15 protein-coding genes are annotated in these 17928 nt (G+C 27.2%); 5 read left to right on the top strand and 10 right to left on the bottom strand.

Features of this window, described 5'->3' with window-relative positions; genetic code table 11:
• The first annotated feature begins 129 nt into the window (after positions 1 to 129).
• The 3 genes from GFV01_RS05955 (at position 130) to GFV01_RS05945 (ending at position 1892) form a co-directional block, all read left to right on the top strand.
• Positions 130 to 453, top strand: a complete 324-nt coding sequence (locus GFV01_RS05955; RefSeq protein WP_105297050.1) for a zinc ribbon domain-containing protein YjdM — start codon at positions 130 to 132, stop codon at positions 451 to 453.
• Between the two features lie 300 nt (positions 454 to 753).
• Positions 754 to 1161, top strand: coding sequence for an Rrf2 family transcriptional regulator (locus GFV01_RS05950; protein ID WP_160565562.1), 408 nt, complete (start codon positions 754 to 756; stop codon positions 1159 to 1161).
• Between the two features lie 80 nt (positions 1162 to 1241).
• Entirely contained in the window at positions 1242 to 1892 is a 651-nt protein-coding gene (locus GFV01_RS05945) for an NAD(P)-dependent oxidoreductase (protein WP_160565560.1), read from the top strand.
• A 130-nt stretch (positions 1893 to 2022) separates the two neighbouring features.
• On the opposite strand, the gene GFV01_RS05940 is transcribed toward GFV01_RS05945, so the two are convergent.
• Entirely contained in the window at positions 2023 to 2667 is a 645-nt protein-coding gene (locus GFV01_RS05940) for a trimeric intracellular cation channel family protein (protein ID WP_160565558.1), read from the bottom strand.
• Positions 2668 to 2846: 179 nt separating this feature from the next.
• On the bottom strand, positions 2847 to 3335 hold the full coding sequence (locus tag GFV01_RS05935; protein ID WP_160565556.1) for a hypothetical protein: 489 nt from the start codon (positions 3333 to 3335) through the stop codon (positions 2847 to 2849).
• A 760-nt stretch (positions 3336 to 4095) separates the two neighbouring features.
• Between GFV01_RS05935 and uvrA the strand changes: the two genes are divergently transcribed.
• Both uvrA and rpiB read left to right on the top strand, forming a co-directional pair.
• Positions 4096 to 6918: an excinuclease ABC subunit UvrA gene (uvrA, locus tag GFV01_RS05930; protein WP_160565554.1), complete on the top strand. Its 2823-nt coding sequence runs from the start codon at positions 4096 to 4098 to the stop codon at positions 6916 to 6918.
• A gap of 401 nt (positions 6919 to 7319) precedes the next feature.
• Complete coding sequence (gene rpiB, locus GFV01_RS05925) at positions 7320 to 7781, top strand: ribose 5-phosphate isomerase B (RefSeq protein ID WP_160565552.1); 462 nt, start codon at positions 7320 to 7322, stop codon at positions 7779 to 7781.
• A 141-nt stretch (positions 7782 to 7922) separates the two neighbouring features.
• Here rpiB and upp read toward each other — a convergent pair whose 3' ends face one another.
• The 8 genes from upp to GFV01_RS05885 all read right to left on the bottom strand — a co-directional run bounded on the left by upp (position 7923) and on the right by GFV01_RS05885 (position 17588).
• The gene (upp, locus tag GFV01_RS05920) at positions 7923 to 8582 is read right to left on the bottom strand and encodes a uracil phosphoribosyltransferase (protein ID WP_160542359.1); all 660 of its coding nucleotides are present in this window, start codon (positions 8580 to 8582) and stop codon (positions 7923 to 7925) included.
• A gap of 82 nt (positions 8583 to 8664) precedes the next feature.
• On the bottom strand, positions 8665 to 9336 hold the full coding sequence (locus GFV01_RS05915) for a DUF4919 domain-containing protein (RefSeq protein ID WP_160565550.1): 672 nt from the start codon (positions 9334 to 9336) through the stop codon (positions 8665 to 8667).
• Between the two features lie 337 nt (positions 9337 to 9673).
• Complete coding sequence (locus GFV01_RS05910; protein WP_160565548.1) at positions 9674 to 10876, bottom strand: NAD(P)/FAD-dependent oxidoreductase; 1203 nt, start codon at positions 10874 to 10876, stop codon at positions 9674 to 9676.
• Between the two features lie 85 nt (positions 10877 to 10961).
• Entirely contained in the window at positions 10962 to 13445 is a 2484-nt protein-coding gene (locus tag GFV01_RS05905; protein WP_160565546.1) for an exopolysaccharide transport family protein, read from the bottom strand.
• 20 nt (positions 13446 to 13465) lie between these two features.
• The gene (locus GFV01_RS05900) at positions 13466 to 14272 is read right to left on the bottom strand and encodes a polysaccharide biosynthesis/export family protein (RefSeq protein WP_160562684.1); all 807 of its coding nucleotides are present in this window, start codon (positions 14270 to 14272) and stop codon (positions 13466 to 13468) included.
• Between the two features lie 25 nt (positions 14273 to 14297).
• Positions 14298 to 15344, bottom strand: coding sequence for an SDR family NAD(P)-dependent oxidoreductase (locus GFV01_RS05895; RefSeq protein ID WP_160565544.1), 1047 nt, complete (start codon positions 15342 to 15344; stop codon positions 14298 to 14300).
• A gap of 5 nt (positions 15345 to 15349) precedes the next feature.
• The gene (locus GFV01_RS05890; protein WP_160565542.1) at positions 15350 to 16471 is read right to left on the bottom strand and encodes a DegT/DnrJ/EryC1/StrS family aminotransferase; all 1122 of its coding nucleotides are present in this window, start codon (positions 16469 to 16471) and stop codon (positions 15350 to 15352) included.
• Positions 16461 to 17588 carry a glycosyltransferase family 4 protein gene (locus GFV01_RS05885; RefSeq protein WP_185150327.1) on the bottom strand — a complete coding sequence of 376 codons (1128 nt, stop codon included), beginning with the start codon at positions 17586 to 17588 and terminating at the stop codon, positions 16461 to 16463. Before GFV01_RS05885 ends, GFV01_RS05890 begins: the two co-directional genes overlap by 11 nt.
• Positions 17589 to 17928: the final 340 nt, after the last annotated feature.

Here is a 17928-nt window from a genome sequence, read left to right as displayed (position 1 = left end):
AATACTTGGTAAATAATTAGAGAAAAGAATAATATAAATGTAATAGTAAATTGAATATTTGTTCTCTGCGTTTAAATAAGTTATATTTGCATCCCAATTAAATTTAGTAATCTTTAAAAAGAAAAAATAATGACAGATGTTTTAAAGTGCCCAAAATGTTCAATGGAAAATGTTTATTTTGATGGTACTTCCTATGTATGCCCGGATTGTTTTTATGAATGGTCGGGAGAAGAATCGGCGGGAAATTCAATAGTTAAAGATAGCAACGGAGCTGAACTTCAAGATGGAGATGCGGTTACAGTCATTAAAGATCTTAAAGTAAAAGGTTCTTCTATGGTAATTAAAAGAGGAACTAAAGTAAAAAGCATCCGATTAACTGATAATCCGGAAGAAGTAGATTGTAAAATTGACGGTTCAAGTATTGTTTTAAAGACCTGTTTTCTTAAGAAATAGAATTTACTAATATATTTATACTTATGAAAGAGCTATTTTAATAGCTCTTTTTTTGTTGTATCTTATTACTGTAACATTTCTTTGAATCCCTATTTTTAATGTCTGTTATTATAAGCTCTGTATAACTAGTAAATAAAAGTTATATATCGGAGACTAATTCATTTTGAAATAGAGACAATACAAAATAATTAGAATAATAGTTTGCTAATTTATTTTAATAAATATTGAATAACTTAATAAATATGTAAATATTTTATAAAAAAAACTTATATTTGAACTGTAATTAAAAATATTACAGTAATGAATGACCGCCATTTTACAGTTTCCATGCATATACTTACTCTTTTGGCAAAAAATTTGGATCAATGGCTACCGTCAGCTTATATAGCAGGAAGTTTAAATCTTAATCCTGTTATAGTCAGGAATGAATTAACCAATCTTCAAAAACATGGTTTTATAGAAACAAAAGAAGGAAAGAAAGGGGGAAGTAGATTATTAAAATCTCCTGAAAAAATTGCATTGTCTGAAATTTATTTAAGTGTTTACAATCAATCGCTAGTAGGAAAACTTTTACCATCTCCCAATCCTTTATGTTGTGTTGGAAAAAAAATTAATCAAAACATTAGAGAATTGAATGAAACTATTGAAGAGGTAGTATTTAAAAAACTGGAAGGAGTAACTCTTCAAGATTTCAGTATGAAATTTTAGGGAAAACAAATATGGAAATCTCATTTATTATATGAAAATAAGTTATCAAAGAATTAATTATTAATATTAGTATACAAATTATGAAAAAAGTAGCATTAATAGGTGCCTCAGGATTTATAGGGTCACAATTAGTAAAAGAATTACTGAGCAGAGGGTACCAAGTAACAGCAATCGTTCGTTCGGCTGATAAAATTAAAAATGACGATAAAAATTTAAAAGTGGTAAGTGCAGATGTATTTAACACAGATAAATTAGCAGAAGTTTTAAAAAATAATGATGCAGTAATAAGTGCATATAATCCGGGCTGGACTAATCCGAATATTTACGATGATACAATAAAAGGATATCAATCAATAATTGAGGCTGTTAAAAAAGCGGGTATTAAGAGATTACAAGCGGTTGGTGGAGCAGGAAGCTTATTGGTAGCTCCGGGTAAAACCGTTGTAGATTCTGGAGCCATTCCGGATGAAATTTTACCGGGAGTTAAGGCCTTAGCATTAGTCTTAAAAGATCAATTTTTACCGGAAAAAGAGCTGGATTGGGTGTTCTTTTCACCTGCCGGAACTATTGAGCCGGGAGAAAGAACAGGAAAATATCGTTTAGGATTAGACAATCTTATTACAGATGATCAAGGGAACAGTAAAATATCAGTTCAGGATTATGCGAAAGCTATGGTTGACGAACTTGAAAATCCAAAACATCATCAACAAAGATTTACCATAGGATATTAAAAAAGGGAGTGTTTAAACTCCCTTTTTCTTTTTATATAGTAATATGTATATTTTAAATTTTTAAAATGAAATGGTCTAACTTCTTATTTAATTTATAAATTTAGGTTATAAAGTAAAGACATACTATGATTTAAAGTTTTTCACTTTTAAGTTTAGGGATTTGTAAATCCCATTTAACAGCTATATATCTTAATAAAACTACAATTCCGATAGTTACAGCACTAATAAATGGTAAATTAAAGTTGAAGAATTGAAGCGTTACAAAAAAAATTCCTCCAACTATACAGGGAGAAGCATAAATTTCACGTTTAAAGATTCGAGGGACTTTATTTAAAAGAATATCACGAATTACTCCACCTAAAACAGCTGTAATAGTTCCCATAATCACTATGACCCAAGAGTCATATCCTAACAACATAGCCTTTTCAGCGCCTACAACAACAAATAATCCAAGACCGATACTATCACTCCAAAAAAAGAAACTATTTAAATGATTAAGATGCTCACGTAGAAATATATAAAATAACAAAGAGAAAAGAGTACACCATACATAGATACTATTAAGCATCCAAAAAGGAGTAATACCCAAAAGAAGGTCTCGAAAAGTTCCTCCTCCAACGGCAGTAACAAAACCTAAAACAAAAGCACCAAACCAATCGCATTTTTTTGTTGCAGCACCCCGAACACCACTGATTGCAAAAGCAAATGTTCCTATAAATTCAATAATGTCAACGAAGCGGATTTGTCGAACTAATTCAAAAACGTATTCTTTCATGGTTATCAATTCAATTAAAACTTGCAAAATTACAATAATTAAGTTTTACTCGATTGCTTAACCTAAAAAATAAGTATTGTTTAAATAATTAATAACATTTAAGCATTTAAATAAACTCTGTCAAAAAATTTTATTATTTTATAAATATATATGAAAGGGTTCATTAATGAACCCTTAACTTATTGTTTATCTTGAACTATGATTTCCCAATTGCCATAACCATCTACATCTAAATAATAGTCTCCTTCACGTTTTCTAATAATTGTTTCACTTTCTTCTTTATCGGATGTAATAAAGATTTCTGGAATTCCTCCTTGTACCATGATATCATTACCTTCTTTTACAACATATACATTAAATATTCCCATATTATTAGCGCCTGAAGAATATTTATAAATTATTTTAGCTCCATTTCCTGATAGGTGAAATGATTCTGACTTTTTCTTACCGTTTCCTTTAAAAACTAAGACATCTTTATATACTAAATTTTTGGATTGTTCTATTTTTTGTTCGGTATTATTTAAATAGGCATCAGTTGATTTTTTGATAAAGAAGATTGGCATAATTATAAAGAAAAATATAGCTCCTATAAATGCTATTATCATTATAATTAAAGCTATTAAACAGCCTTTACTTTTTTTCTTCGTAGCTTTTCCGTTTTGATTCATTTTGCAATTTTAAAGTAGTTAGTTATAAATATGCAGCTTGATTTTAATTATACTCCTTACATATTCCTCTTATATACTAATTAAATATATTAATTTTATTAAATTTTAGAAGCTGCTGATCGGTATTGAATAAAGATAGGAGTTTATATTATTCTAATTATTTTATTTCATAGGCATATAATTTTAAATTTTTTTGCAAATATAAATTTAATTTTAATATTTACTATATAAATATATATTTATTAAAAAAAATAAACATAAAGTAAAAATTAAAAAAAATGTATCAGTTTATTAGTTGAACTATTTTAATAATTTTTAGCCATTTATATTTCAAATTTGTACAGATTGATCAGTATATAACCTTAAAAATATTTATGAAATTTTAAAACAATAAAAAGGATTAAATATACTATTAAACAAATATTTTTATTACCTATTTAATAGTATTTTTATATTTTTAATTAAGAAAAAATCTTTTTTATAAAAAATAATAAATTTTATGGGAGAATAATTTGATAATAATTTAAAAAATAGATTAGTAATAAAAGTTATTCATATAATCATGTATAAAAAGATTTAATTTATACGGATATAATTATATATATATTCTCAATTTATAATAATTAAAAAAGATTTGGTATGATTATTTGTGTAATAAATAGGTATAAAATACAGAAATCACTAAAAAAAGCAAATTTTCATATCTTTGCGCACTACTTTAATTTAAGTCAGTTTATCGATTAACTTGAGATAACCTATAATGAGTCAGGATTATATAAATATTTATGGAGCAAGAGAACATAACCTCAAAGATATTTCTCTTAAAATTCCCAGAAATCAATTAGTAGTAATTACCGGTTTAAGTGGAAGTGGAAAATCTTCCTTGGCTTTTGATACAATATATGCAGAAGGTCAAAGACGATATATCGAAACCTTTTCAGCCTATGCACGTCAATTTTTGGGAACTTTAGATCGTCCGGATGTAGATAAAATAGATGGTTTATCTCCTGTTATAGCTATTGAACAAAAAACCACATCGAAAAACCCACGTTCAACCGTAGGGACCGTAACAGAATTGTATGACTTTTTTCGATTGTTATATGCACGAGCTTCGAATGCATTTTCATACAAGACGGGTGAAAAAATGGTTACTTATTCGGAAGATCAAATTACTGATTTAATTTATAAGGATTTTTCAGGAGAAAAGGTGTTAGTTTTAGCGCCATTAATTAGATCAAGAAAAGGACATTATAGAGAGTTGTTTGCAAATCTTGCTAAAAAGGGCTTTTTACAAGTTAGAGTTGATGGAGAATTAATGGATATTGTTCCGGATATGAAGTTAGATCGTTATAAGATTCACGATATTGAGGTTGTAATAGATAAGCTGATTATAGATACAAAAGAGAATACCCAACGGATCATACAATCGATACGGTTAGCCATGCAATATGGAGAGGGTACCATAATGCTTTTGAAGCAAGGAGAGGAGCAGGGAAAATATTTTAGTCGTAATTTAATGTGCCCTAGTACCGGGATTTCTTATCAAATGCCAGAGCCAAATACTTTTTCTTTTAATTCTCCTAAAGGAGCGTGTGAGCACTGTAACGGACTAGGAAGAGTTAAGGAAATCAATATAAATAAGTTAGTGCCCAATCCCAAATTATCTTTTGATAAAAACGTTTTTCCAATTTTTGAAGAACTTAGTCATACCGGATGGATTTTATCTCAAATAGATGTTATACTAAAAAAGAATGGTTTTACAATGTCTACTCCGTGGGAAAAACTTTCTGAACAGGCAAAAGATGAAATCCTCTATGGAATAAATGATAAGGTTACCTTAGATTTAGATTATGCTCAAATTAAGAAGACCTATAAAGTAAATTTTGAAGGAATCATTGATTATATAACTCGTTTGTCCACCGGAAAAGATGAAGAAGAATCTCGAAAATTTAAAACTCAGGTATTTGAAGACAGAATTTGTCCGGTTTGTGAGGGAGCTCGTTTAAAAAAAGAAAGTTTATTTTTTAAGATTGATAACAAAAACATTTCGGAAATAGCCCATTTTTCTTTACAAAAATTAAGTGAATGGATTCATGAATTGCCTACAAAATTATCTGAAAATAACCAAATAATTGCTAAAGATTTAATTCAAGAAATTTCCAAGAGACTTAGTTTTTTAGTTGACGTTGGTTTAGATTATCTTAGTTTGGATCGGCCCTCGCAGACCTTATCCGGTGGAGAATCTCAAAGAATACGTTTGGCTACACAAATTGGTTCTCAATTGGTCAATGTTTTATACATTTTAGATGAGCCCAGCATTGGTCTACATCAACGCGATAATATTAAATTAATAGACTCTTTAAAAAAACTTAGAGATTTAGGAAACTCTGTTTTAATAGTGGAACATGATAAAGATATGATCCTAAATGCAGACTATGTAATTGATATGGGACCGTTGGCCGGAAAGGGAGGAGGTGAGGTAGTTTGGGAAGGAAAACCACAAAATATATCAAAAGCAAATACATTAACTGCAAAATATATTAATGGAGAGTTACAAATTCCCATACCCGAGGAACGAAGAAAAGGAAATGGAAATCATTTAAAATTGATAGGATGTACAGGAAATAACTTAAAAAATGTAACCCTCGATATACCTTTAGGGTCATTGGTTTGCATAACCGGAGTTTCCGGTAGTGGAAAATCTTCGTTAATAACTAATACATTATATCCTATATTAAACAAACATTTCTATCGTGCTGAAAAAGAACCTCTTCCTTATAAGAAGATAGAAGGCATAGAATTTTTAGACAAGATTGTAGATGTAGACCAATCGCCAATTGGTCGAACTCCAAGATCCAATCCTGCAACTTATACAGGAGTTTTTACAGATATACGAAACTTGTTTGCTCAATTGCCTGAATCAAAGATAAGAGGATATCAATTGCGTAGGTTTTCTTTTAATGTGAAAGGAGGAAGATGTGAAGTTTGTCAAGGTTCCGGATTGAAATTGATTGAAATGAATTTTTTACCGGATATATATGTTCATTGTGAAGCCTGTCATGGAAAACGATTTAACAGAGAAACTTTAGAGGTAAGATACAAAGGTAAATCTATTTCAGATGTATTGGATATGACCATAGATGAAGCTGTAGATTTTTTCCAGCCAATCCCTAAAATTCATCGCATCATTAAAACCTTACAAGAAGTAGGTTTAGGTTATATTACTTTAGGACAGCAATCAACAACCCTATCGGGAGGGGAAGCTCAACGAGTTAAATTAGCTAAAGAATTAAGTAAAAAACAAACAGGGAATACCATTTATATATTGGATGAGCCAACTACAGGCTTACATTTTGAAGATATCAGAATTTTAATGGAAGTAATTAATCGTTTGGTAAATTTAGGTAATTCAATTATTATTATAGAGCATAACCTCGATGTTATTAAGGCAGCAGATTATATTATTGACATCGGACTGGAAGGGGGAGATAAAGGAGGTAAAATAATTGCACAAGGTACTCCGGAAGAAGTAGTTAAAAATAAAAGCAGTTATACTGCAAAATTTTTAAAAGATGAATTATAATTATTGCTAAATTATTTATAAACAAATTGTGTGTTAATTGCTCCGGCTACCCCGTTCATAATTTACCTATTTATCTTAATTTCTATCAAGATTTTTAAAATTTGTTTCCGTGAAATAAAGAAATATTACTTTTCAATAGTATTAATTTTATTAACATTTATTTTTTTCTTAAGATAATTTTAAGAAATCAATAAAAAATTTTCATCAGATTTTTACTTGAGTTTTTTAATGTATTTAATTGTATTGTAATTTTTTACAAAATATTTTTTTGCTAACTTAAAGTTAAAATTATTTACAATTGTGAATAAAAATTAAAATTTCTGTTGGTAAACTGCTAAATAGTACTTATATTTGTTAAAGAAATCTTAATAAAGATTTAACTAAAACACACAAACAATATTATGAGTAAGAAAAAAATAGCAATAGGCTGCGATGAGGCAGCGTATGCTTTAAAAATTGTCTTAAAAGATCATTTAGAAAAATTAGGATATGAAGTCAAAGACTTTGGTGCTGAAAAAGGAGAGGTGGTTTTATATCCGGATGTTGCAGCAAAAGTAGCAAAAGCTGTAGCAGCAGGAGAATTTGAAAGAGCTGTGTTAACGTGTGGAACGGGTATAGGAATGGCAATAACAGCCAATAAAATACCGAGAGTTAGAGCAGCGGTTTGTCATGATCCTTTTTCTGCTGAAAGAGCAAGAAAAAGTAATAATGCACAAATTATTTGTTTTGGTGAACGAGTAATTGGTCATGAACTTGCGAAAAGTTTGTTGAATACTTGGTTAGAGTCAGAATTTAGCGGTGGCGGTTCTGCTCCAAAAGTTCAACGAATCTGTGATTACGAAGAAGAATATTTCAAAAAATAAATTTTGAAATTTTAAAAAAGATATTTTTATTTATTTTAAATAGTTATTAATAATTATTCAATCAAAAAAAGAGTAAGTTAAATTAAACGTTACTCTTTTTTTTATTTTATTATGTTCGCTAAAAAAAGAAATCTGCTTTATCTATTTGGATAATTTTTTTCCAAAAGCCAAATCACCGGCATCTCCTAATCCCGGTACGATATATTTATTTTCATCTAATTCATCATCAACAGACGCAATCCATAATTCTGAATTTTCAGGTAATTTAGTTTTAATGTAATCAATTCCCGGTTTGGAGCCTATGGCTGCAACAATATGTACTTTCTTAGGCTTTCCTTGACTTAATAAAACTTCATAAACATTTGCCAAAGATTCACCGGTAGCCAGCATAGGATCAGAAATTATTAATGTTTTATCTTGCAAAGAAGGGGTTGCCAAATATTCAACCACTATCTCAAATTCTTTATTACTGTTCGGATGATGTCTAAATGCGGATACAAATGTGGTTTCTGCTTGATCAAAAAAATTCATCATTCCTTGATGTAAAGGTAATCCCGCTCTCAAAATAGTACATAGTACAGGTTGCTGGATAATCAATTCTGTAGGCTTACTACCTAAGGGAGTAGTAATGTTAACAGTCTGGTATTCTAACGTCTTACTTAGTTCGTAACCTAAAATTTCACCTATTCTTTCCAAATTTTTTCTAAATCTCATTCTGTCTTTCTGAATAGTAACATCTCTTAATTCTCCTACAAAATGATTTAAAATGGATTTAGATTTACTGAAATCGTGGACTATCATAAATATTATTTTTGTAAATATAAGTTATTTGTACTAATAGTTTATAAACTAAGTGGTGATCTACAAAGAAGATTCAGTTATTCTATTTAACAGAAGGTTCTGCAAAAACCTCTATATAAATTTTATTTCTTTTATCTTTTTGATATTTCTGCTCTTTAGTCCAAATATCTAAGATAGTAGTTGAATTTAGCTTTTCTGAATTTCTACTATACATTTCTAGATTAATTCCCATATAATTTAAAAGTGCAAATTCATCACTTAATGAAATAACTTTAAGAGCGGTTTCCTTACTTTTTCCATCTCCATAATCAGCAATAGCTCTCATTAAAATTTCAGCTTGATTTTTTAATAGTTTTAATCTTTCTTCATTTTCTTTATTCTCATTATAACATATAATTAGATTTAAAATTACCGTAAGATTAACCGGATCATTTTTTAGTAATTCTTCTCCTAAAATAACTGCTTTAGTATATTTTTTAGCTGCTATTTGTTTCATGAATTTTAAATAATTGTTTTTTCCTTCCAAAGACTTAGTATGATATGAAGAATATAGTTTACCAAAATAAAGATAATACGATTTAACTTTCTCATTATGGTAGGCAGACGTATTATTTAAGAATTCAGATATTAATTGATCATAATAATAGGACGAATTCCTATCCGTTACATTATCTTTTATCGTTTCAAAATTTATTGATTGTGAAAATGACAAATTAAATACCAATAAGATTAAAATAGAATAGAAAGGTTTCATATAATTTGAGTATTAGTTAGTATAAAAATGAAATATAAATATTATTAGATTGTTACAAAATTATTTTATAAGGATATAATGTTTTTATTTAAAATGAACGGAAACTTAAAATTCATATTAGTTAAATAATTTTTTATTAGTAGAAGAGAGCATATAAAATGGTAGCTTGTCGGCACTAACTGATGTTTGGTATTTAAAATAATAAATAATTTATATGATAAGATCTTTCACATGTTTTAAATAGGTTTCTAATGAAATCATGGTTAAAATTTTTAAAATGCTTTTATAATAGTTAATTCAAATTTTATTTTTCAATTTACTAAATAAAATTTAAATTTCAATTTAATGAATTAAGATGTTGGCTTATGATATATGCTTCACTCCAACATGCTTGAAAATTAAATCCCCCCGTTAATGCATCAATATTTAAAACTTCACCCGCAAAATATAAATTAGGTATTAATTTAGATTGCATAGTGCGAAAATCAATTTCTTTTAAATCTACTCCTCCGGCTGTTACAAATTCATCTTTATGCGTATTTTTTCCATTAATGGATAATTGCGTATTGGTAAGTGATTCTGCTATTTTATTAATATCTTTTTTACTTAAATCGGCTAGATTTTTATCGTTAATTTGCAGATGTTCTAAAAGATTATTCCAAAATCGATGAGTTAAATGGTATAGTTTTACACTATAAATCGATTTTTTAGGATGGTTTTCTTTTTCTTGAATTAATGCTTCTTTTACCTTATCAAAAGTTTCAGAAATCCAATTTATCCGTACGACAAATTTATAATTAAGATTATATAATTCCCGGGCACTCCATGCAGATAATTTTAATACGGCAGGCCCACTTATACCCCAATGCGTGATAAGTAAAGATCCGAATTCCTTGTATTTTAATAAAGGTATATGTATTTCTGCTTCAGGAAAAGAAATTCCTTGTAAATTGTGAATCAGTGGATCATCACATAAAAAGGTAAATAAGCTAGGGACAGGAGGAATGATGGTATGACCTAATTGATTTAGGATTTTCCACATTTTTAAGGAACTTCCTGTTGCAACCACTAGGGCATCAGCATAATAAGTGGATTGAGTGGTAATTATTTCAAATTTATCATTTATTTTTTTTAGGTTAATTACAGTTGAATTGTAATTAATTTCAATATTTTTTTTGTTTGCTTGCTCTATAAATTTATCTATAATGGTTTGAGAAGAATTAGTTTCGGGAAATACTCTATTATCATTTTCAATTTTTAAATTAACGCCTTTTTGAGCAAACCATTCAAATGTATCAGATGGTTGAAAATGATTAAATACACTTAAAAGTTCTTTGGATCCTCTAGGATAGAACTTTACCAGTTTTTTAGGTATAAAACAAGCGTTAGTAACATTACATCTTCCTCCGCCCGATATCTTTAATTTCTGAAGGGGACTTTTAGCTTGTTCTAATATAATTGTTTCCCATTTATTGGAATTAATATTGGATGCTAAAAAAAATCCGGAAGCTCCGCCTCCTATAATGATAAGCTTTTTCACTTACGATTAATTATGTTATATACGAAAATTTTGAGGTAGATATATTTATAATAAAGGTTGGAATATGTTCCAACCTTTTTGATAATTATTTTTTAAATAAACGTTTTATTCGAGTAAATAATGAATTGTCATAGTTTTCATCTTCTTCAAAATACCCGTATCCATACCCATATCCGTACCCGTATCCATACCCATATCCTCTCGGATTAATATAATCATTAAAAATAATACCGATATGATTTACTTCATCATTATTGTATTTATCGTTAATACCTTTAAGTAGTTGTTTATATGTATAATTACATCTTGCTACATATATTCTTGCATCAGAAAGAGACATAAGATCATATGCATCGATAACTAAACCAACCGGTGGAGAATCTATAATGATATAATCATACATAGTTCTTAATTTTTTAATCAGTTCTTCATTTTCCATACTAATTAATAATTCACCCGGATTTGGAGGTATAGGTCCTGCCGGAATAATATCTAAATTTTCATATTCTGTTTTTTTAAGAATTTCATCTAAAGAATTGGTACCTGAAAGATAAGCTGATAATCCAATTTTATTACTAATATTAAAATCATCGAAAATTCTAGGTTTTCTTAAATCCATACCAACCAATACCGTTTTTTTACCGCTTAAAGCTAAAACAGACGCTAAATTAATTGCTATGAAGGTTTTTCCTTCACTACCTATTGAAGACGTTATTAAAATAACTTTTCCACCTTTAATCTCTTTTTCATTATATAAAAACCTTAAATTGGATCTAATAGCCCGAAAACTTTCAGATATACTTGATTTTGGTCTTGCCAAAACAGCTAAATTATTCTCGGTATTTTTGGGTCCTATAGTACCAATAATTGGAATTTTAGTAACCGATTTCAAATCTGAAATTAATTTTATTTTGTTATCTATTAGTTCAATAATAAAAAGCAAAATAAATGGAATAAATAATGATATTCCTATAAATTTATATTTATTCTGTTGAATGTTGGGAGTAATGGGGGCTTGTCCGGTATTTTTTGCTTTATCTAATACAGTAATATCTGAAATTGTAGTGGCTTTTCTCATTTCTGCCTCAGATAATTTATCCAAGAGTGTATTATAAATTCCGTCATTTAGTAAATAACCTCTTTGAGCATTTATGAACATTCGTTCTTTTTCAGGTAAAGATTCAATATCAAGTTCTAAATTACTAATTTGACTAGTAACATTTTTTAATTTGGTATAAAGATCTTTAGATGAACTTTCAAGTATTTTTATTACATTATTCTTTGCATTATCAATTTTAAAGTTTATTTCATTAATGGGTTCAGAATTTTCTCTATAAATTAATAATAAATCTCTCTTTTCAAGTTCTAAAGTTTGAACTTTATCAATTAGTCCATCTAAATTTGTATCCGATAATCCTAATATTTCACCGTTACTATAGAAATTTTTATTTAATATCGATTTTTTTAATTGATTAAAAGCATCGATTTTCGATTTTAATTCTTCTCTATTAAGGTCTAATGCTTGAATTTTTGATAATAACACATTAGTACTTACATCACTATTAGAAAATATTTTATTATCAACCTGGACTTTTTGAAATATTACTGTCGCACTATCTAATTTCTTTTTAGTAATTATAAGTTGCTTTTTAATAAACTCAATGGTATTTAAATTAACTTTATTTTTATCTTCAAGTCTTCTTTTAATAATTTCTTCAACAGATTTATTTAAAAAATTAATAGTTCCATTAAGACTGAGACCTTTCTTAGTAATAATCATGATGGAAGGAAGATCTTGATCAAAATCTATGGAAACTAATGATTTTATTTTAGATACAGAAGAATTGATGGATGAAAGATAGAAATAATAACTAAGGTCTTTGAAATTATCACCGAATCTTCCTCCATACTCCGTATTTTTTACGACTTTAAATTTTAAATTATTAGTTTTAACCCAAGTATTAATAGGAACTATAATTTCTTTAACGTATTTATCTTTACGTAAAAAATAACTTTCATTTGTGTAAAGGAAACAAGTATCATTTAGATTATCTGGAAAAGTTAGTTTGAATTTATTATTTGGAAGTACATCTACTTTAACATCATAATATAATGCTTGCGCATAACTTGTATCTACTGTAATTTTAAAAGGTACATCTACATAATCGATTTCAGTGGTTTTTATATTACCTTTCAAATAATAATTTATATATAGATTTAGTGATTTAACTAAATTTTCGTTATGTGTTCTAGAAGTCAATAATTTTTTATAGTATATACCTTGTGTAGCACCGGAATTTCCTCCCCATATAAAATTTATGGATTGATTAGGAGCTAAAACGCTCGAAGTACCAGAAGATATGCTAACTGTCGTAGATGATTGATAAAATCTATCGGAAAAGCGATTGACTAAAAAAGCAATGGTCCACCCAATGATGAAGGCTACTAGAAACCAATACCAGTTTTTAATCAATCTTCGGATAAACCTTTCTAAACTAAAAAAATTTTTTTCTAAAAAATCAGAGCTTTTGTTTTTGTGATTATTATTTTGATGTTCAGAGGTATTCATAAATTTCAATTAGTAATTTATTATAAAGTTTTAAAAAATAAATATGTTGTAATTGCCTGAATACCTACAGATAGAAATTGGGTCACATCTCCAATAGTAGTACCTCCACCTAATCCAGATATTTTTTCTTTTAATGGATCGATAATAATTTGATCTCCAGATTGCAAATAAAAATAGGGCGAATTGAGAATATCATCATGAGTTATATCAAGAACTATATTCTTTTTTCCCTCAGGATATTCTCTAATAATTCTTATATGTCTTCTATCAGCATATCTAGTTAAGTCGCCGGATTTAGCTATTGCTTGTAGTAAATCCACTCGGTTTGATAATTCTATTTTTTCACCTGGAGTATTTATTTCCCCTACCATATAATATTTGATAGCACCAATATTCATCCTTACTTCTGCTTTGCCTTCATTATAAAGCACTTTATTTAATTTATCTTGAACTAGATCTGTAATTTCTTTTAAAGTTAAACCATATACATAAAATTCACCTAAACCATATATTGATATGTAGCCATTGGCATCCACAATTAATCCACTCGATCTTAATCTACTATCTCCAGTGTTAGTTGCTCCTTTAAATACAGAAGTATTCTCTTCGGATAAAAACAAGGAAGCATTTTTATCGGAGGTAATAAGAGTCATTGCTAGTATATCATCTTTTTTTACCCTGTAGTTTTCATATATTACCGGAACCAATCCATATTCATTAAAACGTAAATTTTCACTTGGTTGGAGGTATTTTAAGTCTTTTACTCCAATACAAGAACATAAAAATAAAGCGAAAAAAATAAGAAAAATAATTTGATTTAATTTCATATAATAACTTAAGTTACAAAAATAATTATTTTTTTAATATTTGTATAAGATTTGATATTTCTGTTTTAATATTACTCGAATTATAATTATTTAAATCTATTTTTTTATAAATAGAAATATCTTTTTCAATTTCTTCATACGGTAAATATAATTCTTCCTCAAATTTTTCAAATTTAGGTATGATATTTAGATAAGATATTTCTGGCGTATAATTAAGCTGTAATTTTTGTAATAAATTGAATAAAAGTTTAGTTATACTATAGGGTTTTCCCATATCTAAGACATAAATACCAGAAATATTTTTAGAATCAGCAATTTCAATTAATCCTTTTGATGCTTGATATTTTGAAATAAAATATCGTTTCATGTTTTTATTAGTTATAGTAATAGGTAAATTGTTTTCAATTTGATATTTAAATATAGTAAATACAGAGCCACTACTATTAAAAACATTTCCGAAGCGAATAATTTTAATTTTAACACGATTATTTATTTCATTTTGAAAAAAATTTTTTAATAAATATAATTCTGCTAATCTTTTAGATATTCCCATATTATTAACGGGATTGACAGCTTTATCAGTTGAAATGAAAATAAATTGCTCAGAATTAGGATTATTTAAAACAATTTCTAATAAATTTAATGTTGCGTTTAAATTTACAGATAATGATTCTTCACAATTATTCTCTAAGATGTCTATATGTTTGTATGCCGCTGTGTGATAAATAATTTGAATTGGGAATAATGAGAATATTTTTTTTAAAAGTGTTTTATTTCGAATATCTCCTAAAATCAGATACAAATTATTATTTTCTATCGCTTTTCTAAATTTTAATTTAAGTTTAAAAATAGCATATTCTGAATGATCTAGTACTATAATTTTTTTTATATTTTGTTCAAGTAATCGCTCAATCAATATACTCCCTATGGATCCTCCTCCTCCTGTTATAAATATAATTTTATCATTTAAAAATGATGATTCTTTAAAAGAATAGTCAATTTTTTTATCAAATAAACTTTCAAATGAAATATCTTGATTTTGAATTTTGATTATATCTTCTATTTTTGACATCTTAACTACTTAAAACCATTATTTATTAAATCTACAATTTTATCTAAGTCATTACTATTTAAATGATCACCGGATGGAAGACAAAGTCCGTTTGAAAATAATTTATTTTCTAAATTTTTATTTCCATAATATAAAAAATTTTTAAAAACTTTTTGTTTATTTAATGGATTCCAAACGTATCTGGATTCAATATTATTTTTACTTAGTATATTTTTGATTTTTTTATTTATAGAAGGGGGGAAAATAAATACACTTAACCATCTATTAGTGAAATTATTTTTTAACTCTTTTTGATAATCAAAATTAATTTTATTTTCAAAATTTGAGAAGTAATAATTAAAAATTTCTCTTCTACGATTTACTTTTTTTTCCAATTTATCAAATTGTTTGCTACCCAAAGCTGCAAGAATATTACTTGTTGAATAGTTATATCCAATTTCATTGTGTTTATAATAATCAACTTTTTCCTTTGCTTGAAAAGCTAATTTTTCTGCATATTTATAACTTTTTTTATTGGGTAATATGAGAGCTCCTCCTTGAGAAGTAGTTATAATTTTATTTCCATTGAAAGATAAAATTCCATAGTTGCCAATCGAGCCTAAAGGCTTATTATGGTAAAATGAACCTAATGCCTCTGCTGCATCTTCTATAATAATGATTTTATTATTTTTACAGATATCTATAATATCTTTCATTTGTGCTGGCATTCCGTAAATATGAGCAATAATTAGAACTTTAGGTTTTATACCTTTTCTTTTTAAATCTTCTATTGCGGACTGAAGAAATCCAGGAGACATATTCCATGTTTCATTTTCGGAACCGATAAACACAGGAAAAGCTTTTTCATATAAAATGGGAAAAGCTGTAGCAGCAAATGTGAAATTTGAACATAATACAAAATCACCGTCTTGAATACCTGATAATTTTAGTGCTAAATGAATGGAAGATGTTCCACTATTTGTTAATAAAACATTTTTTTTAAAATATCGTGATAATTTATTTGAAAAATCTTTAACATAGGAACCATATGGAGAAATCCAACCGCTATTTAAAGCATCTATAACACTATTTATTTCTGATTGATCTATATGTGGAGGAGATAAATATATTTTCGTATTATGAATCACTTTTTATAAGATTTATTTTTTTATATAATAATAATGGAAGAAATGAAAAGATAATACCTAAAGAAAGAATAATTGCAAGTAGTAAATGAACTTCAATATGCCTTAAAAAATATGCGACTAAGATAACAATAGCATTTTCAATTACAATTATAATTGAAACTTGTTTATGTGATAAACCCAAACGCAAATATCTGTGATGCATGTGATTTTTATCAGCTTTAAAAGGAGAATGACCTTTAAATAACCTAATTACAAATACACCTAAAGTATCAATAATAGGTATAATTAATATAGCAATTACAATTGCAGGAGCAGTTTGTATCCAATAAACAGGAGCTCCATAAGGATATTGCAACAAAAAAAGATTAAGGAATTTAATTCCCATAAATGAAAGCAAAAATCCTATAATCATAGATCCTGTATCTCCCATAAATATCTTATACTTCTTTGAAAAATTAAATCGGATAAAAGCTAAAAGGCTTCCAATAATCGTTAAAGATAAAACTATCATAGGATGATTGATTGCGCCTAATCTCCAAAAAGTTACTATAAATGCACCACATACTAATATTGCAATGCCCGAGGCTAAACCGTCTATTCCATCAATCAGATTAAAAGCATTAATTAGAAATATAAAGACTATAACTGTAAATAAAATACTAAACCAATAAGGAAGTAAATTTATACCAAAAATACCAAAAAAATGACCTATTCTAACATTAGAACCAACTGAAATCATCAGTGCCGTTACAATTTGCGCATAAAATTTTTTGTTCGGAGAAACGACTAGTATATCGTCCATTAATCCTATAAAGAAAAGAACGATTATAGCAGAAAATAAAAATATATAGGAAGAAAATAACTCGTAAGCACAGATGGATGACATAATGGTAACAGAATAGAAAATAGAAATTCCACCTAAATTGGGAGTTTTTCTTATATGAGAGCTTCTTTCCTTTGGAGTAGCCATAAGATTTTTTTTATAAGAAACTCTTATAATTTTTGGGATTGACACATAAGTTAATAAGAAAGATCCTAAAAATCCTATAATACACTTTAGATAGAAACTGTCAATACCTAAAAAATCTTTAATACTTCTTATATCAAATCCTTCCATATTATTAAGTCATTTCGTGACTTACAAAATCGCGTAATTCTTAAAGTAAAAACAAAGATATATTTAAATAATTAATATATCGAAAGTTTTTAAATAGAATTTTATAGTTTTTTATTCCTAATCAAATTTATTATAATTTTCGACATATTTTATTTCAAAAAATAAATTAAAAATATTTATATGATAACAATATAATTTAAATAACAAAGTTTAATTATTAATTATATATTTAAAACGTTTATTGTATGGTAATTATGTAATAATTTTAATGAATAATATAAAATATATTAATAAAAATATTAATTTAAATATAAAATCAAAAATAAATAAAAATGTATAT

The organism is Apibacter sp. B2912 (genome assembly GCF_009827835.1).
Classification (GTDB): Bacteria; Bacteroidota; Bacteroidia; order Flavobacteriales; family Weeksellaceae; genus Apibacter.
The sequence above is the reverse complement of the archived record's forward strand: the minus strand, read 5'-3'. Positions and strand labels throughout refer to the sequence as shown.